Below are 20,211 nucleotides of genomic sequence, written 5' to 3'. Positions count from 1 at the left end.
GCTTGCGAGACGCTTTTTTCCCCAAGGTGATGCGGCTAGTGGGTGTGGCGCTGTTATGCGCGGCACCACTTTTGGTTAATAACGGCGGTTGGTTAGCGCTAGCCATTGCTGCCGCCGTAGGCAGTGTTTACTTATTTCGCGGTAAGCGCTTTAGGTCAGCTAGCCCAGCGCTGCTAGGCTTTCGCTTGGTGCCTTTATTACTTGCCTTAGCGGCCATGTTGGCAGCCATTTGGCAGGGGCCGGGGGCTGTGCAAAGTAGCCTGCCACTTTTGCTGGTGGCGGGGTTACTCACCGTTGCCAGCGCGGCGCTTGGCCATATTAAAGTACCCGCTGCGCTGGGGTTTGGTGCTTTTGCCTTCGCCGGTGTAGCTAGCGGTAGTTGGGCCGCTTGGCAGCACATAGCGCAGGGGGCTAGACGTGCCTCTGGCTATGAGCCGTTACACGCCATTCTTTACGGCAACCTATCATTATCCGTGGGGCTTATCTGCCTGGCGGGGTTGGCCTGGGCTTGGCAGTGCCCCCAACGCATCCGCTGGCTACTGCTATGTGGCTTGGGGGTGTTAGGCGGGCTTGTGGCCTCAGTACTTTCAGGTACACGAGGGGGGTGGTTGGCATTACCCCTGGCGGGCTTGGTGTTTTATCGTATTTACTTGAATAATTGGCCGCGCTGGTGGCGCGCGGTGTTGTTAGTCTCTATCGCATTATTGTTGGTTAGTGTGTATACGCTGGCGCAAGTAGGTGTACAAGGGCGGGTTAATAGCGCGATTGAGGAAGGACAGGATTATTTGCAGGGCAATGCCCATGGATCCATTGGCATCCGACTGGAGCTTTATCGAGTAAGTTTGCAGCTCATTGCAGAAAAGCCTTTGCTGGGTTACAGCTTGGCGGATTATCAAAGCGCCATGCAAGCATTACAAATTGAGGGCGAAATCAACCCCAGGGTGGCGCGCTACTGGCATGTGCATAATGATATTTTACATGCTTGGGTACGCCACGGCTTATTGGGGTTAGTCGCCACTTTGCTGCTTTATCTATGGCCGCTGTGGTTTTTCTCACGCCAGTTGAAAGTAGCCACACCAGAGCAGCGGCCTGTGGTGTTAGCGGGGCTTTTGCTGCCCGTGATGTTTTTTGACTTCGGTTTAAGCTATGCCTTTTTTGCTTACCCTGTGGTGTTGGCCATCTATTGGGTATGGTTATTAGTGCTAGCCAGTATGTACTTGTCTAGCGGTGATCGAGTGCCTCCCCTTAGCTTCGGTACGCTGGGTGGCCACCGGTGTCAGGGTAGTGCGTCAAGCATCGTTTGATAGGGGTTTTGCACGATTAATGCAATTATTAGCGTGTTAAGAAAGGCTATTGCTAGCTCAAATGTTCTATAAAAATAGAATTACATGATCTAGCTATGTGCTAATTAAACGTAGTAATCTAGGCTGCGCAGCGTATAATTTTAGTGAAATTCTTTTCCGGCATATAAAAAGCACTTATTGTGTTGGATATCTTAAGTATGCAGAAATACTAATGGGCTCAATAAGAAAATCAGGCAGATTCTGGGCCAATAAGCGGTAGCAACACAGCAAGGTGTTTGGGTTTGTTAAGGACAGCTGGAAGGAGAAAGCAGGCAACGGCCTTTGGATACACGCCAACCGTTTTGCTAAACAAGGATGTCATACACGTTGACACATCCTGCAGTTTTGGGAGCAAGCGGAAGACGCTGTCTGAGGGGCATGGCATCGCGTATTAAATGCCATTTAATTGAATTGCCTGGGAAGTAAGAACTATGTTGTCACGAACATTACATCATCTATTTGGCTTATCAAGATCTCAAAAGCGTTTGATACAGCTGGTAGTCGACGCTGCATTGATTACTATCAGTTTTTTGCTAGCTATGTTTTTAAGGCTAGATAATTTTCAGTTTTTAGGTAATGCAGAGGTGTGGTGGGTTCTTCCCGCGACGATACCGATAAGCCTTCTAGTTTTCATTCGTTTAGGGTTTTATCGCGCCATTATTCGTTATATGAGTATGCATGCCGCCTTGACTATTGTGGCGGGGGTGTTGGCCTCAACATTATCGTTAGTGGTTATTAATCATTTACTCTTGGTGCCTGTTCCTCGCTCGGTACCTTTCATTTACGCAATGTTGGCCATGTTGACGATTGGTGGTGTGCGTATGGCCTTACGAGCACTCTATCTGCGTAGCCAAGTGCGCTATAAAACGCGTGTATTAGTGTATGGGGCGGGTAGCTCAGGACGCCAGCTGGTGGTTTCTTTACACAATGGCAATGAATATGAGCCCATAGCCTTTGTGGATGATGATATAAAGCTGCATCGTTCTTCTATTCAAGGATTGAAAATATTCTCTCCTCACTCCATTCAGGTTTTACTAGATGCTTATGGCGTAGAAAAGGTTTTGCTTGCTATGCCGAGTGCAACTCGTACGCGGCGGCGGGAAATTCTTGAATCGTTAGAAGGGGTGTCAGTACCTGTACAAACGGTGCCGGGTATTGCTGATGTAGTGGCGGGAAGGGCGCAAACGACAGAAATTCGTGATGTAGCCGTTGAAGATTTACTTGGCCGTGACCCGGTTCCTCCGAGTGAAGGCCTAATGGGCGCTAATATTACCGATAAGGTGGTGTTGGTGACCGGTGCTGGAGGTTCTATTGGCAGTGAGCTATGTCGGCAAATTTTACGCCAACGTCCTGCGCAACTGCTGTTACTGGAGATTTCTGAGTACAACTTGTATTCCATTGAACAAGAACTGCACTCAATCGCCCAATTGGAAGGTTTTACGGGTGTAGCAATCCACGCGTTGCTAGGTTCGGTACAGCATCGTGGTCGCTTGCAGGCGGTGATGACGTACTACCAGGTTGAAACGGTTTATCATGCTGCCGCTTACAAACATGTACCGATGGTGGAGCACAATGTTGAGGAAGGGCTGATCAATAATGCGTTAGGGACGTTAAATTGCGCCCGTGCTGCAGTTGCCAGCGGCGTTGCTGATTTTGTGTTGATCTCGACCGACAAAGCCGTGCGGCCAACTAACGTGATGGGGGCTAGTAAACGTTTAGCTGAATTGGTTTGCCAAGCGATGGCAAGTTCACAGCAAGACATACGTTTTTGTATGGTTCGTTTTGGTAACGTATTAGGCTCAAGTGGTTCTGTAGTACCGCTTTTTCGTCGCCAAATTGAAGCCGGTGGCCCCATTACGGTTACGCATCCTGAAATAACGCGCTATTTCATGACCATTCCTGAGGCCGCGCAATTGGTCATTCAGGCAGGGGCGATGGCAAAAGGGGGGGATGTGTTTGTTTTGGATATGGGGGAACCCGTCAAGATCACGGACCTTGCGAGTAAAATGGTCCGCTTATCCGGCTTTGACCCCTATTTCTCATCCCCTGACTTGCCTAATCCCGCTCACCAGGGCGACATTGAAATTCGTTTTACCGGCTTGCGGCCTGGTGAAAAGCTCTATGAAGAGCTGTTGATTGGTGAAAGTGTGGTGGAGACCTCTCACCCGCGTATTATGTCGGCGAATGAAGTATCACTCTCTTTAGAAGAGGTTGAGACATTACTGAGCAATCTCATTAATGCATGCCAGAATGGCGAGTCGTCTCGCTTGCAGAAATTGTTGATGGACGCCCCTTTAGGCTACCTACCTAATGGAGAGCTTGTTGATCATTTGTGGCAGAACCCTGCGCGTAAAGGGGCGGTCACAGGGCATATGAAAACGGCCTCACCAATAACTCGCGAGGGCAATAACAGCATATACATTAGCTAATCTACATTGAGTGCAGTTACCCCATTAAAAGTAACGGCATAACGAGATATAAAGCAGGGCTGTTTGGTTCGCGTAGTGGTTTATTTTTCCCGCTACGCAGCTTAACGGCCCTGCTTTTTTGTTAGTGAAGTGGGGGATTGAAAGGGTATTCGTTAGGCTATGGGACGGTTGGGAAATTGTATTGCATGAAGATCCGTTCTATGACGTGGGTCAGCGCTTTCCCCTCTCCCTGCCACCGATTCATTGTCCTCTAGAGGCTCTGGACGCAGAAACTGACTTAAACAGCTTAATGATCTAAGTAAATAGAATTACTAAAATTAATCCTTTAAGGATAATTTTTCGCTATTTTCATTAATAAAATAAGTTGACTTATGGTCATCGCTTGGCATATTTTTCATGAAAAGTAAACTGAGCTACAGCCCGTCCGAACCAGGGGAAGACTGGATTTATAAATTGCATCTGGGCAGGGTTTCCGGCCCCTTTGAGGGGCCTGGTCGGGCAATGAGCTGGCAGCGCAGAGAGTAGGGTAGGGGGGCAACGGAATGCGGTCAAAACCCGTGCTGTGAGTCAAGAACTCGCACGCACGCTTGCTACTGCGCGCCAGGATAAATGCCTGCGACGCCTCCTTTCTGACGTTTTCGGCTAACGCTTTCAGTTTTTCATCGTTTTATCTTGCGCGCTCCAAGTATCCACTGGGGACGAAAGTGCGCTGGTGTGTATGACTTGGGAGTTGTATGAAGAATAAAGCAGATTTCACGCGTAAAACAGCGTTGGCTATGGCGCTGTGGTGCGGCGCAGGGGTAGTGGCTCTGGGCACGGCTACAGTGGCGCAGGCTCAGCAAAGCGAACCGGCGGCATCCCAGGTTCTGGTCAGCGGTTTCAGCTTTGAAGGGAATCACATCTACAACAGCGCCACGCTGTCGGGGTTGATCGCCTCAGAAATCGGTAAGCCGATGACCCTGAAGCAGATTCAGGATACGGCGGCACTCATCACCGATTACTACCACCAAAACGGTTATCCGCTGGCCAAGGTGGTGGTGCCGCAGCAGACTTTTGGGGACGACCGGCCAGTGACGTTGGTGGTGCTAGAAGGTCAATTGGGCGCCATCGACGTGCGCGGCAATCAACGTTATGCCAGCAGCCGGGTAAGTGCGGTGCTGGGCGCGGCCGGAACGGAGACCGGTGAGCCGATTATGCTGGATGAGGTAGAGCGCTCGCTCACCAGTCTCAATCGTCAGTCCGGCATCACCGCTAGTGCAACACTGCGGCCGGGGGGCGAACAGGGTTATACCGACCTGGTTGTCGATGTGGAGGAAGCACCACGCGTTACCGGCTCCCTGGAAGTGAACAACTATGGCAGTAAGGACACCGGACGTTACCGGGTGATGCCCAGTGTGAAGTTTCAGAATCTCTCCGGCCGCGGCGACGAGCTGGATCTGATAGGGATGAAGTCTTTGGGTGACGGTGATGCCTGGTTCGGTTATGCCGGTTACACCACGCCGCTAAACGCCCGCGGCACCAGCATGGAACTTTACGGCTCCACCGGTAACGTTAGCGTCGGTCGTGAATTCAAGGTGCTGGAGATCGAAGGTGATAGCACCAGCCTGGGATTGGGTCTGCATCAGGATCACGTGTTCTCAGCGCGCAATGTGGTGACCTATAGCGCCTGGCTGGAAAGTACCGATCTCAAGCAGTCGCTGCTCGACACCACCGTCGTTCAAGACAATGTGCGCAAGGTGCGCCTCGGCGCGGCGTTAGACCATTCCGATCTCTCTGGCCGTACTCTGTTGTCTGCGGATGTCCATCAGGGGCTGGGCGAGAACTTGGGCGGCATGGATAACAATTCCGTGGAATCGAGCCGTCCCTACGCCGGTGCCGATAACGAGTTTACCAAGCTCACCGTCGACTTGATGCGCATCCAGCGTATTAACTCACGTTTGTTGGCGGTGCCGCGCCTTTACGGACAGTACGCGTTTGATCCGCTGGTCTCGAGTGAACAGTTCGCCGTGGGCGGCGTGAACTCCGTAAGGGGCCATGCTCCGTCAGGATATTCCGGCGACAACGGTTTTACCGTCAGCCTGGAAGGTCGTTATGACCTGTTTGAGGGCGACCAACGCTATCAGTTGATTAGCGGGGTCAGCCATGGCCGCACTTATATCAAAAAGCCCTTTGTGGATCAGGAAGACGAGCAGGATATTTCCGGGTTCAGCCTGGGCGTGCTCGCTAACCCGATCGAACCGGTGCAGCTGCGTCTGGATTGGGGCATTCCGTTGGGCGATAAGACCGAAGACAGCAGCTATGTGTACGCGCAGGTGCAGTACAACTTCTGATCGGGGACCGGGCCGAGGCCCGCAATCACGAATATTACGGGTACTACAAAATGGCACGGAACAAAAAACATAATGCTTCGGTAGCGGCGGCCGTCTCGGTCTCTTTCTTCGCATTCAGCAGTGGCGTACTTGCAGCGCCCACCGGTGGCACGGTGGCCAGGGGCAGCGCCGAAATCACCCAGAGTGCTCTGCAAACATTGATCACCCAGACCACTGACAAGGCGGTGATCAACTGGCAGGACTTCAACATCGACGCCGCCGAGTTAGTGAAGTTCGTGCAGAACAACAGCAGCTCGGTGGCCTTGAACCGGGTCACTGGCGATACGGTTTCTCAGATACAGGGCGCGCTCACCGCCAACGGCAATATTTTCCTGCTCAACCCAAACGGGATTATGTTTGGAAGCTCCGCCAGCGTCGATGTGGCAGGCTTAGTGGCATCTACCTTCGATATCGCCGATCAGGACTTCATGGACGGGAAGTTCAACTTCACCGGCGACATGATGAGCAGTGCATCAATCAGCAACGACGGTGAACTGAAAGTCGGCGACGGCGGCTTCGTGTACCTGATTGCACCGAACGTGGAAAACACTGGCCATATCATTGCCAACGTGGGCAGCGTGACGCTTGGCAGTGACGGCACCTACAACATTGATCTGGCGGGTAACGGTCTGATCAAGTTCGAGGTGTCTAACGCCACCCTAAACGGCGCCACCAGCAGTGTAGAAAATAGCGGTGACATCACGGCTGACCACGTATTGCTATCGGGTAGTCAGACTCGCGAAGTGATGTCTTCGGTGGTCAACACCGGCGACATTACCGCTGCCACCGAATTGACCATGGCTGGCGATGCCGTCGAACAGTCTGGCACCGTAAATGCCCAAAGCACTATTGTAGAGGCCGATCAGAATATCGTTTCTAGCGGGGGCTCTATCTCCGGCTCCAGCGCTACGCTCAAGGCTGGCAACAACATTGGCACCAGCAGTCAAAGTTTGTATACCAACGTGGACTCCCTGTCCGTTGAGAATGATTCTGGCAACGCCTATGTGGGCGAAGCCGACGGCTTGAACGAGTTGAACGTGGCCACTGGCGGCAATGCCTATGTGAGCCTGAATACCGGTGACGATGACATCGACACCAGCAATAACGCGAGCGTCAATCTAGCTGACAATATATTGACCACCAGCGGCACTGTCACTGGGCAAGTCAGCGTCACTGAGAAAAGCGGCGGCATTACCTTGGATAGCGCCAATGTGGATGGCGACCTTTCTGTCACCGCTGCTGGCGTAATTAACGGCGCTGGCAACGTCTTTGGCGATGCTCGTGCCAATCATCTGAGCCTTAACACCACCGTGGAAGGGGCCAGCATCGGCGGCGAGAACAACCCGCTGCGGATCGATGCGGATACTCTCAGCGCCAGCGCCAACAAAGGCCATATTGTTATTTCTGACACCGCCGGTGACGTCGCTCTTGAGCGGATCACTACCGGTGACAACAGTGCTGAAGCGGGCCTGCGGGCGATTATCAATGCCGAGGACGGTAACCTCACCGGCGTCGTTAACGGCGGGCCGAATGTAGAAGCCTGGGCCACCAATTTGAAAGCCGACGGTAGCATCGGCAGCGCTGGCCATGCGGTGACCACCGCTGTAGATGTGCTCAGCGCTTCGACCCAGGACGGCGGCATCAACATCAATGACGTGGATGGCGAACTAGTCGTCAACTCGGTGACCGCTGGCGAGCGCATCACTGTGGGCGGCCAAACGGTATCGTCCTCGGCGATCAGCAATGGCGAGGGCGAAGTCACGCTGAGCAACGGCGCCGTCGGTAGTCACGATGTCTCCATCGGCGCCGAGAGTAACATGTTGCTCACCGGTGCCGTGAATGCCACCGGCGACCTGAGCCTGGAATCCCGGGATGGCGGTATCTACACCTCCGGCGACAACGTGTTGCTCACCGGTCGTGAGTTGAACCTTAATACCGCTGGACGGATCGGTCAGCAGGGCGTCGGTGCGCTTAAAACGCAAAGCAACAGCGTCAATGCGCGCTCTGGCCAGGACGGCGTTTATCTCTCCGAAGGCGTTGGATTGACGATTGGCTCAATTCTTGCTGAAGGCGACAACAACAACGTTGAAGTCACCGCTACTCAGGGCGACATTACCCTCGGCACTATCACCGCGATTGGCGGTGACGTTACCGCTACCGCTGGCCAAGGGGCTATCAAGGGCGATAGCTCCCTGCTCAATGTAGAGGCGGATACCCTCTCGCTGGATGCCAAAGGGGCGATTGGTTCTGCCGCCAAACGGCTGCGCACTGACGTGCACTCCCTAACCTCTGTGACCGCCACTAATCTGGCGGGCACCTACGTGACCAACCTAGGTCCGTTGGAACGGCTTAATATCACTACTCTGGACGGCAACGCCTCGATCAGTGACAGCGACGGCAATCTGACCTTCACCGGCAATAACGATAACCTGAATGTGCAGCGTTCGGGCCAGGGCTTGGACCTGGATTTCACTAACAATGCTGGCGGCCTAGTGCTGAACGGCGTGGCGCTGGAAGGTCATGATGTTGCCCTCACCGCTAGCGGCGGCATCAGCGAAACCGCGGGGCTGCTCAGCGCCGATAGCGCCACCTTAAATGCCGGCAAGGGCATTGAGCTGACCACCAACGTCAGCAATCTTGAGGCGTCTGCCGCCGATGGTGACATCGGCATCAACAACAGCGCCTACACCGGCACGCTCACTTTCAAAGCCAACGCCGACCGACACAGTGGCGATGGTGATGTGCAGATTACCCAAGGTGGTGATTTGCTGATTGATGAGGTGAAAGCCACTGGCACCGTCTCTCTGTTTGCCGAAGGTAGCATTAACGGCAGCGGCGACGGCAACGCCGTGATCGCGAAAAACCTGGACGTTCGTGGCGAGGAAATCGGCAGCGAGAATACTGCGTTCACGACTAATGTGAACGGCAATTTGTTCGCCGATGCTGGCGCCAGCAGCTTGTACCTGAGTAATCTGGGCTCGCTCACTCTGCTGGGTGCCGAGGCCGATGGCGACATCAATTTGACGCAGAACGGCGATGTCATTCTCGATGCGCTGAAAGCCGGTGGCGATGTGGTTTTTTCCGCCAGCGGCCGAGTCAGCGATGGCAATGGCAACAGCCTGAACATCAGCGGCCAACGCCTGACGATGGACGCCCAGCAGATCGGTCAGCGCGATGGCGTTACCGATGCGCTGGAGTTGAATGTCGATGAACTGATGCTGGACGTCAGCAACGGCGGCATCTTCGTGCGCAATCTCAATGGCGACCCGCTGAACCTTGTGCGCGCCAACGCCGCCGGTGGCGATATCAACATCGAAACCGCTGGTGATCTTGACCTGGGTACGGTGAAATCGGCTGGCAACACGGTCACGCTGGCCAGCGGTGGCGCGGTAGAAGACGCCCGCCCGAACGGCTCCAGTACCGCCAATGTGCAAGCCAAACGAGTGAACATCAGCGGCGAGGATGGCGTCGGTGCAAACGGGGCGCTATCTCTGGATGTGAGTTACCTATCCGTGGCCGGCGGCGACGGTGACGTTAACGCGATTAATATGGGCGCAGTGGCAGTAGACAGCGAAAGTTTGGTGGGCAAGGGAGCTTCTGGGGTCACTATCGTCGCCACCACCGTTACTATCCTGGACAACAACGGCGGTGTGATTACGCTGGATGGCGGCAAATTGGTACTGACCGCTACCAACGGCAACATCGTGTTCCTTAATCAGGACGACACCATCATGCTGCCCGGTGGCGGCAGCATTACCCTTACCGCCCGTGCCGACGCTGACCGCGAGGGCTACAACGGCAACATCATCGCCGGCAATCTGACCACCCAGGGCGGCAACATAAGCCTGGACGCGGATACTAACATCACGTTTGGCATGCTCGACACCGGCGGTAATGGCGATGTTTCCGTGACCGCCCGCAACGGCGTGATTATGGATGGCAACGGCAGCGATGCCAACATTCGCGGCGACCAGGTCAAACTGACCGCCAACACCCCCAGTTTGCGCGATGCGGAACTGGTGCGCGAAACCGCGGTCGCCGATTACGCTGGCCGGGTGGCGGAGCTGAACGCCAAAATCCTACAGTTTGAAACGCTGGAACAGCAACTGCAGTCGTACATTTCGATGCTCCAGGGCGCCATTGTTCAGCAGGGTCTTACCCAGTACAACCTGAATGTCTCTCAGTCCCAGGTTAATTCACTGAGCGCGCAGGTGGCCTCCGCAGAACAAACACTCAATGCATTGGCCTCCGCCCTCAGCATTGCCACTGTGGTGCGCAATGCCGTCGCCATTGGCGCAGGCGCCGCCCAGGCAATTCCCTTTAGTGGTGACGCTGGCGCCGATGCCGCCTTCGCGGTGGTTGATCTTGCTTTGTCAGCTGCAGACACTGCGCTGGACAGCTTCGAACGTTACTCCTTCGCGCCAAAGGTCGACGAACTGAACGAACTCTTCAACGACCTGGATGTAGCTAAGGCTTTTAATCAGGACGCCATTTCCAACGTTCAGATCTATACCAACCTGCGTAACACTTTACAGGTATCCCGCGACACGGCGGATCAGTCGGTGTTCAGTGCTCAGGTCGCCCGCGATGCTAGCGAAGCGCTGCGCAAACAGGCGATTGGCGCCTACGACCAGAACCAGGATATCGACTTCTCGGTGGAAAAGCCGCTCGGCGTGGAAGCCAATCGCCTGGATATCGGTACCACCAGTGGGCGCGCCATCAATAGCGCTGTCTATCTAGAGTCCAACGGCTCACTAGGCCTCGGAGACATTGAGTCGAACGGCGAAATTCACGTCAAGAATGCGGCTGGTGACATCAGTGTAGTTGGCGATGTTGTCAGCCCGTCGATGCTCACCCTGCAAGCCGACGGCGCGGTACGCGGCATAGGCGGCACCTGGGAGAACGGCGTCTGGACGCCGGAGGCTGGCCAGTTGACTGCGGCGCTGATCGCAGTGCGCGCTGGTGACAACATCGGCAGCGTTGATCACGTATTACACACTAACACTGGCGAGATCGCCGCCCATGGCGGTTTAGGTGACGTCTATATCGTCAACGACAACGGCGGCAACGAACTGGTGGTGGGTACCGTTGATGGCATTAGCGGTGTGCAGAGCGACGGCGACATCGGCATCAAGCATGATGGCGACCTGCGCCTGAAAACGCAGATCCGCGATGCCGATGGCAGCAGCGACAACAACGCTTATCTGATCGCCGCGGGCCGCATCGTTGATGACAACGGTGAGACTCTGAACGTCACCGCCCGTGATCTGTACTTCCAGGCTGGCGGAGACGTCGAGCTGGACACCGCCGTGGATCGTTTGATGGACGGCAAGGTCACTGGCAAGGGTGACATAACCGTGCGTGACCAGGGCGATCTAAATATCGTTGATCTGGCCACTACTGACGGCGGTATGTCCGTCAGCGCGACCGGCGCCATGCTGCTGGAAACCCTTTCTGCTGGCGGCGACGACGGTGACATCACCCTGTCCGCCGAGGGCAATATCGACGACGACCAGGATAACACCACCCGAATTAGCGGCAAGACTCTGGCGATGACGGCCACCGGCGGTGCCATTGGCGCCACCGGCGACAACCAGCACCGCGCTCTGGATACTAGCGTGGATAGCGTCTCTGCCAGTGCCAATGGCGAAGTGAATATCGACGATAGCGACGATCTAGAGGTGACCCGCGTCGCCACCAGCACCGGCGACATCACCTTGATCAGCCAGATTGGCGATCTTCATCTTGGTGAAGTGCGCACCGACGGCGACGGCAACACCATCACGTTGCAAGCTGCCGGTGCCATTGATGCGCTTAATGAAGCCGACGACACCGCTGAACTGCACGCCACTAACCTAGCCCTACGCGCTGGCAATGGCATCGGCGATGGTAGCCAGTCCCTGTTGGCGGAAGCCAGTGCTCTGGAAGCGGACGCTGGTAACGGTGGCCTTTACATCACCAATCGCAACAACGACCTGACCATCGGCGGGGTGACGCCAAACCTGGGACTGACGGCGTTAAGCGGCCTGGACGCCAATGGCGATATCCGCCTTGAGGTGACCGACGGCAGCCTCACTATCAACGACGACGTGACCCAGACAGGTGTCGGTGATACTGACCTGTATAGTAACGGCGACATGACCGTGAACGCGGGCATGCAGGCAGCTGGCAATCTGCAAATGCTGTCCGGCGCCAACCTGAGCATCAACGGCCAAACCCTAACCGCCGACGGCAATCTAGTGGGTCAGGCCGAGGACGATGTGACCCTGGCCGCCAATAGCCAGCTTAACGCTGGTCATGGCCTGGGCTTCCTCGCTGGTGACACCATCAACGCCATCGACAGTACCCTCAAGAGCGGCACCGCCAGTGGTCTTGGCGAGGACGACATTGATGACCTGTTGTTGTTGACGCAAAGCGGCGACATCACCCTGACCAACACCACCGGCTCCGCTGCTGGCGGCATTCAGGTGGGTGCCGGCATGTACCCCGATATTGAAATCGGGAACAACAGAGCGCTAGCGCCAGCTCCATCCACCGGCGACGTTACCCTCACTCACAGCACCCTGGATGCCCAGGGCGATGATCTCGTGCTGGGTGCCACCGGCGACATCACGCTGACCAACAGCACCCAGGCGAGCACCGCCCAGGACCTCAATGCCCAAGCCGGCGGCGACATCACCGTCACCAACAGCGATCTGAACGCCAACCGCGATATGGATCTGCTGGCCGGTGGCCTGCTCCAATTGAGCACCGCTACCCTGAGCAGCGGCGTGGCACCGATGGTCAGGGTAGCGCTAGCCCCGACGCCGGAAATCGGCGACATGACGCTCACCTCGAACACCGGTGACATCGTCCTGACCAACGGCACCCGTCTCCAGTCCACCGGCGAAACCACGCTGGATGCCCAGGCCGCCAGCATTGAAGTGAACAACAGTAGCAGTGTTACCGCTGCCACCGATGTCACGCTCAAAGCCAATAACGATATCAATCTGAGTAGCAGCGCCAACCTGCAAGCCAGCAACGGTGATCTGGCGATGAGCGCCACCGCCGGTGACATCACGCTTACCAATAGCGCCCGTGCGAGCGCCGCCGGCGAACTGACCGGCACCGCCGGTCAGGGCATCACCGTCACTAACGGTTCCTCCCTGCAAGCTGGTGACGACATGTCCCTGGATGCTCAGGGTGCGGACCTGACGCTGGATAATACCAGCAGCGCCACCGCTGCGACCGACATGACAATAGCGGCCAAAGGCAGCGTAAAGGTGGACCACGGCGCCTCCGCCGAGGCCACCAGTGGCGATCTTTCGCTGACCGCCACCGATGGTGACATCACGCTAACAAACGGCACTCACGCGAGCGCCGCTGGCGAACTGACTGGCACCGCTGGTCAGGGCATCGCCGTCACCAACGGCGCCTACCTGCAGGCCGGTACCAACATGTCCCTGGATGCCCAGGGCGCGGATCTGGCGCTGGACACTTCCGGCAAAGCCATCGCGGCTGCCGATATGGCGCTCAAAGCCAAGGGCTCCGTGAGTCTAGACCGCAGCGCCTTCGCCGAAGCCACTGCTGGCGATTTGTCCATTACCGCCAATGAGGGTGATGTAGCGCTTTCACGCGGTGCCCATGCTACCGCGGGCGGTACGCTCACCGCCCATGCTGGCGACAACATCAGCTTGACCGACTCCAGTGCTACCGCTGGAGACGGCATGACGCTGACCGCCGATAAAGGCGACATCTCTCTGGCTCGCAGCCAGGCGCAATCCGGCGGCGATCTGACTGGCACCGCTGGCCAGAACATCGCGCTGGACAACAGCCATGTCACCGCCAATGGTGGCGACGCCACCCTGTCCGCCGCCGACAGTATCAGCCTGGAAGGCGCCTCTACAGTCGCTGCCCGCGATAACCTGAGCGCCGATGCTAAATCCGGCGATCTGACGCTGATCGAGAACAGTACCCTGGCCGCGCAAACCGGCCAGATGGATCTCGACGCGGGCAACCGGGTTGCGTTCACCGACTCAAGCGCCACCGCTGCCACGTCTATGAGCGTTGATGCCGTTGACGCTGACATTGCGCTGAATAACAGCCATGCCAACGCCGGTAGCGATTTGTCTCTGAACGCTGGCTCCGATATCACCCTGACCCACAGCGATGATCCGCATACTACTGGCAGCACGTTGACTGCCCAGCTGGGGAACCTGAGCCTGGCTGCTGGCGACAATATTGCACTGGACAGCGCCTCCAGTGGCGTGGCTAACGGCGACGTCACCGCCAGGGCCGTAACCGGTGACCTGACGGTGATCCAGCAAAGCTTGCTGCTGGCGCAGTCTGGCAAAATGGATCTTGACGCGGGCAACCGCGCCAGCATCACCGACAGTACCTTGAGCGCCGCCACCGACCTCGCAGTGGATGCTCTCGACGCTGACATTGATCTGGACAACGCCACCGCCACTGCCGGTAATAACCTGGCAATGACCGCTGGCACCGACGTCAGCTTGGATCACTCCACTGCCAACGCTATTGGCGGTGATATGGATCTCACTGGCACCAGCGGTGACGTTACACTGAACCAGAGCAACGCCAGCAGCGGCGGTAACCTGACCGGCACCGCCGGCCAGAACCTCGCTTTCACCGATTCCAACGCCACCGCGGCAAGCAACGTAACGCTGGCCGCTGGCACCAACGCCGCTGACGCGGATATGACGCTGGATAACAGCCATGTCACCGCGCAAGGCGGCGATGCCACGCTGACCGCCGCCGACAGCATCGGCCTGGAAGGCGCCTCCACAGTGGTTGCCCGAGATAACCTGAGCGCCAATGCCCAATCCGGCGACCTGACGTTGATCGAAAGCAGCCTGCTCAATGCCCAGACCGGTCAAATAGATCTGGACGCGGGCAACCGGGTTGCGTTCACCGACTCCAGCGCCACTGCTGCCACGTCTATGAGCGTGGACGCCGTTGATGCTGACATTGCGCTGAATAACAGCCATGCCACTGCCGGTAGCGATTTGTCTCTGGACGCTGGCTCCGATATCACCTTGACCCACAGCGATGATCCGAATACTACTGGCAGCACGTTGACTGCTCAGACGGGGAACTTGAGCCTGGCTGCTGGCGACAATATTGCACTGGACAGCGCCTCCAGTGGCGTGGCTAACGGCGACGTCACCGCCAGGGCCATAACCGGTGACCTGACGGTGATCCAGCAAAGCTTGCTGCTGGCGCAGTCTGGCAAAATGGATCTGGACGCGGGCAACCGCGCCAGCATCACCGACAGTACCTTGAGCGCCGCCACCGACCTCGCAGTGGATGCTCTCGACGCTGACATTGATCTGGACAACGCCACCGCCACTGCCGGTAATAACCTGGCAATGACCGCTGGCACCGACGTCAGCTTGGATCACTCCACTGCCAACGCTATTGGCGGTGATATGGATCTCACTGGCACCAGCGGTGACGTTACACTGAACCAGAGCAACGCCAGCAGCGGCGGTAACCTGACCGGCACCGCCGGCCAGAACCTCGCTTTCACCGATTCCAACGCCACCGCCGCAAGCAACGTAACGCTGGCCGCTGGCACCAACGCCGCTGACGCGGATATGACGCTGGATAACAGCCATGTCACCGCGCAAGGCGGCGATGCCACGCTGACTGCCGCCGACAGCATCGGCCTGGAAGGTGCCTCCACAGTGGTTGCCCGAGATAACCTGAGCGCCAATGCCCAATCCGGCGACCTGACGTTGATCGAAAGCAGCCTGCTCAATGCCCAGACCGGTCAAATAGATCTGGACGCGGGCAACCGGGTTGCGTTCACCGACTCCAGCGCCACTGCTGCGACGTCCATGAGCGTAGATGCCAGCGACGCTGACATCGCGCTGAACAACAGCCAAGCCACCGCTGGTACCGACCTGGCGATGACCGCAGGCACCGACGTTAGTCTGGATACGTCCAGTGCCGACGCCAACAGTGGCGACCTGAGCCTGACCGGTAACGTCGGCGATGTGACCCTGACTGACAGCTCTGCCTACGCAGGTCAGCATCTGGCGATCACCGCCGGCAAAGGCGTGGCTCTGGATCACTCCAGTGCCGATGCCGACAACGCTACCCTGACGATGACCGCGCAAAACGGTGACGTGGCCCTGAGCAACGGCAGCGACATCAACGCCGGTACCACCGCGGATCTGACCGCCAGTACCACCGTTAGCCTGGCCGACTCCAGCGCCACCGCTGGCGACGATATGACGCTGACAGGCACTAGCGGCGACGTCACCTTGAACCAGAGCGACGCCAGCAGCGGCGGTAACCTGACCGGCACCGCCGGCCAGAACCTCGCCTTCACCGATTCCAACGCCACCGCCGCAAGCAACGTAACGCTGGCCGCTGGCACCAACGCCGCTGACGCGGATATGATGCTGGATAACAGCCATGTCACCGCGCAAGGCGGCGATGCCACGCTGACCGCCGCCGACAGCATCGGCCTGGAAGGCGCCTCCACAGTGGTTGCCCGAGATAACCTGAGCGCCAATGCCCAATCCGGCGACCTCACGTTGATCGAAAGCAGCCTGCTCAATGCCCAGACCGGTCAAATGGATCTGGACGCGGGCAACCGGGTTGCGTTCACCGACTCCAGCGCCACTGCCGCGACGTCCATGAGCGTAGATGCCAGCGACGCTGACATCGCGCTGAACAACAGCCAAGCCACCGCCGGTTCCGACCTGGCGATGACTGCGGCTACCGATGTCAGCCTGTCCCAATCCATTGCCACCGCCATAGCTGGTGCCATGGATCTCACCGCCACCGATGGCGACATCACGCTAGATCACAGCCATGCCAAGGCCCAGGGCGATCTGACCGCCAAGGCGGGCGATGACATTGCCTTGACCGACAGCACTGCCTCCTCGCAAAGCGGCCAAATGGATCTGGACGCTGGTAACGGTGTGGCGATGACCGGCAGCGAGGCCACCGCCGGTGCGGCGGTCACCATGACCGCCGATGCTGCCGACATCGTGCTTGACGACAGCATTGTTACTGCCGCCACTGATCTGACCCTGGATGCCGATGGTGAGATCACGCTGACTGACACTAGCAACGATGGCGATAGCGTGGGCAGCACTGTCACCGCGCAAGCCGGCGACCTGAGCCTCACCGCAGGCTCTGATATCACCCTGGACAGCGCCTCTCACGGCACTGCCCATGGTGACCTGACCGCTACCGCCGAGACCGGCGATTTAACGGTGATTGAGCAGAGCACGTTGCTGGCTCAAAACGGCAAGATGGATCTGGGCGCGGGCAATCGAGTTGCGGTCACTGATAGCGTGCTCAGCGCCGCTACCGGTATGACGGTTGACGCGGCTGCTGCCGATATCGATCTGGATAACGCTAGCGCCACTGCCGGTTCCGACCTATCGATGACCGCGGCTACTGATGTTAGCCTCACTGATACTGTGGCTGAAGCAGGTAATGGCGACCTATCGCTGGTGGCCTCCAGCGGCGACATCGATCTAACGCGCGGCAGCGCCACCGCCCAGGGCAATATGGGCCTGAGCGCTGGGGGCGCCATTAATCAGGCCGATCATAATCTGACCGCCACCACCGGCACACTGGCTATGGCCGCCCTCAATGGTGCTATCGCCCAGTCCGGCTCCAGCACTGCTAGCGCCGCGGGTGCTGTGGGTCTGGATGCCGTTAACGGCGTGAAAATCACGCACCTGGCCAGCGATAGCGACTTGACCGTGAATGGCGGGCAGGGCGGTATCGACATGGCCACCGGCAGTCTGGTTGCCGCTGATGGCGATGTAACGATGACTACCGATGGTGACATCAACCTGACTCGGTCTCAGGCTGGCGGTGACGTGACTCTAACCAGCAACATGGGCGGTATCAACGCCAGCGACGCAGTCAGCGAGAACGTTACCGGGCAGAACCTGTTCCTTAGCACCGCCAGGAGCATCGGTTCCGCGCTCTCCGGTCTAAAAACCAGAGTGGGCAACCTGTACGCCACCATCACTGGTAGCGGCGACCTTTATATGGTTGAGGCCGATGCCTTGACCGTGAAGGATGCCAAGCTGGCCAATGGCGATGCACATCTCACCACCGGAGATGATCTAAACATCGATAATCTCGCGGTGAAAGGCGACACGGTTCTGAACAGCGCCGGGGTTATCAGTACTGGGGTAAGAGGTTCGCTGAGTGCCGACGACCTTACAGCGAGCGCTGTGGACGGTATTGATTTGAACGCGAACCTGGCTAGCGCCAGCCTGAACGTCAGCGGCAGCGGTGATATTGACCTGACCAACCAAAACGCACTTGCGCTGAACCAGGCGAGCACCGTGGACGGCGACATTAATGTCGACGCCGGCGGTGATCTGGGTATCGGCCGGGTGGCCGCGCCGGGTGAGCACGGAGTGAGGCTGACCTCCGGTGGTGCCATCGCGGCTGCTGGCGAGGGCAGCATCGATAGCCGCAATGTGGCTCTAAATGCCATTAACGGCATTGGTGCCAACGGCGCGCTCAGTCTGAACGCCGCCGACCTGACGGCGATGACCAACAACGGCGATATTCGCCTCGACCAGACCGGTAACGTGGCACTGAACACCTTGCGCACTGGTGATGGCGAGATTGCGGTAGCCGTGCATGGTGGTGATGCCACCCTCGGTGACATTCGTGCCGACGGTGATGTGAGCCTGAGCGCCGCTGATGGCGGCTTGGCCAACGACAACGACGCCACTACCCATGTGCGCGGAGACAGCGTCACTCTGGCCTCGGCCAATGGCATCGGTGCGGGCGGCGCCATCGATACCCGCGCCAACCGTATCGACGCTAGTGTCAGTGGTGACGGCGACATCGACATCGCCGAACAGGATGGCCTAGCCGGTCTCGACGCCAGCGCCGCCAATGGCAATGTTAAGGTGAGCACTGCCACCGGCAACCTGACCGTAAACCAGGTGAAAGCGCTCAGCCCAGGTAACGCAGTGATGCTGTTCGCTGAGGGCGGTTCGATCCTTGACGGTAACGGCGACGCCAATAACATCGTCGCCAGTCTGCTTCGGATCGCCGCCGCACAGGGCATTGCCCGCGCTAGCGATCCGCTGGACGTACGCGTCTCTTCCCTGGCGGCCAACGGCGGCAGCGGCGGTGTCTACATCAACAACGGCAGCAGCGATCCGCTTACCGTATTCGACCTGATCGGCAAGGGCAATATCGGTCTTACCACCGATGGTGACCTGAATCTACCGGGCACTGTCAACGGCGGGGGCGTGTCCCTGCGCGCCGGTGGCGATGTAGTGCAGGAGGGTGATATCTTCAGCGCCAGCTACGCCAGTGTCTACGGTGAGGGTGACGTGACCATGACGAGTGACGCGCAAACCTTCGCCATCACTAACGTGGAATATCACGCTGGTGACGTGTTGACGGTGAATGAGATCACTACCAGCAGCAAGCTGACCGGTGGACTGATTACCCTGGAAGGTAATTCCTTAAAGAGCAATGCTGACAGCAGTGGCTCCCTGGATGGTAGCCAGGTTCAGTTCAACCTGACTTCCCCCCAAGACCTGGACGTCGGGTACTTGGTGAAAAACGCCAGCAACGATGCGCGGATCTCGGTAAATGGGCGAACCCTGGGTGGTAAGTTCACCGAAGATTCACAGTTCGTCGCGGATCTGATCTTCCCGTCGACCGTCTTTCCGCACCTCATCTATCAGAACCTGACCACGCCATCTTCGCTGGGTTTCCAGCAAGACTCTGACAACGAAGAAGAATGGCACTTTAGCCCCTAACTCCACCCGGGGCGACTCCAACCACCGTCGAATTCTTTCGGGAATTCGGCGGTTGGTAACGTGCATCTGTCCAGTCCATGCAAGTCGACACGGCAAGGGTTCACCTTGCAGTTAACAGCCACACGCCCGCGACGGTTTGGTAAAAGCCTGCTGCTAGATACTTTACGCTGCCTGTTTGAAGGTCGCGGAGCGCTCTTTGAAGGACTGTATATTCACTATAAATGGGACTGGCAAACTCAGCACCCAGTGATATGTCTTGGTTTTGCTGCTGGCATTTGGCCAGTCGTGAAGCGTTAGA

Annotated in this window: 5 protein-coding genes; all 5 read left to right on the top strand. The window is 57.4% G+C overall.

All coding sequences use genetic code 11. The features are described 5' to 3' along the window. The first annotated feature begins 2 nt into the window (after window positions 1-2). The 5 genes from Q3Y66_RS16365 to Q3Y66_RS16345 all read left to right on the top strand — a co-directional run bounded on the left by Q3Y66_RS16365 (window position 3) and on the right by Q3Y66_RS16345 (window position 20,210). A complete protein-coding gene (locus Q3Y66_RS16365) occupies window positions 3-1,304 on the top strand; it encodes an O-antigen ligase (protein ID WP_139041592.1) in 1,302 nt (433 codons plus the stop codon). Between the two features lie 470 nt (window positions 1,305-1,774). Beyond that, window positions 1,775-3,772, top strand: coding sequence for a nucleoside-diphosphate sugar epimerase/dehydratase (locus Q3Y66_RS16360; protein WP_008959489.1), 1,998 nt, complete (start codon window positions 1,775-1,777; stop codon window positions 3,770-3,772). A gap of 734 nt (window positions 3,773-4,506) precedes the next feature. After that, complete coding sequence (locus Q3Y66_RS16355) at window positions 4,507-6,102, top strand: ShlB/FhaC/HecB family hemolysin secretion/activation protein (protein ID WP_008959490.1); 1,596 nt, start codon at window positions 4,507-4,509, stop codon at window positions 6,100-6,102. Between the two features lie 50 nt (window positions 6,103-6,152). Beyond that, entirely contained in the window at window positions 6,153-19,913 is a 13,761-nt protein-coding gene (locus tag Q3Y66_RS16350) for a filamentous hemagglutinin N-terminal domain-containing protein (protein WP_303319505.1), read from the top strand. A 60-nt stretch (window positions 19,914-19,973) separates the two neighbouring features. Then, window positions 19,974-20,210 carry an AAA family ATPase gene (locus Q3Y66_RS16345; protein ID WP_238528578.1) on the top strand — a complete coding sequence of 79 codons (237 nt, stop codon included), beginning with the start codon at window positions 19,974-19,976 and terminating at the stop codon, window positions 20,208-20,210. The last annotated feature ends 1 nt before the right edge of the window (window position 20,211 follow it).

The organism is Halomonas sp. HAL1, assembly GCF_030544485.1.
In the GTDB taxonomy this organism is placed as follows: Bacteria; Pseudomonadota; Gammaproteobacteria; order Pseudomonadales; family Halomonadaceae; genus Vreelandella; species Vreelandella arctica.
Note: the sequence above shows the minus strand (reverse complement) of the source record. Positions and strands in the feature narration are given on the sequence as shown.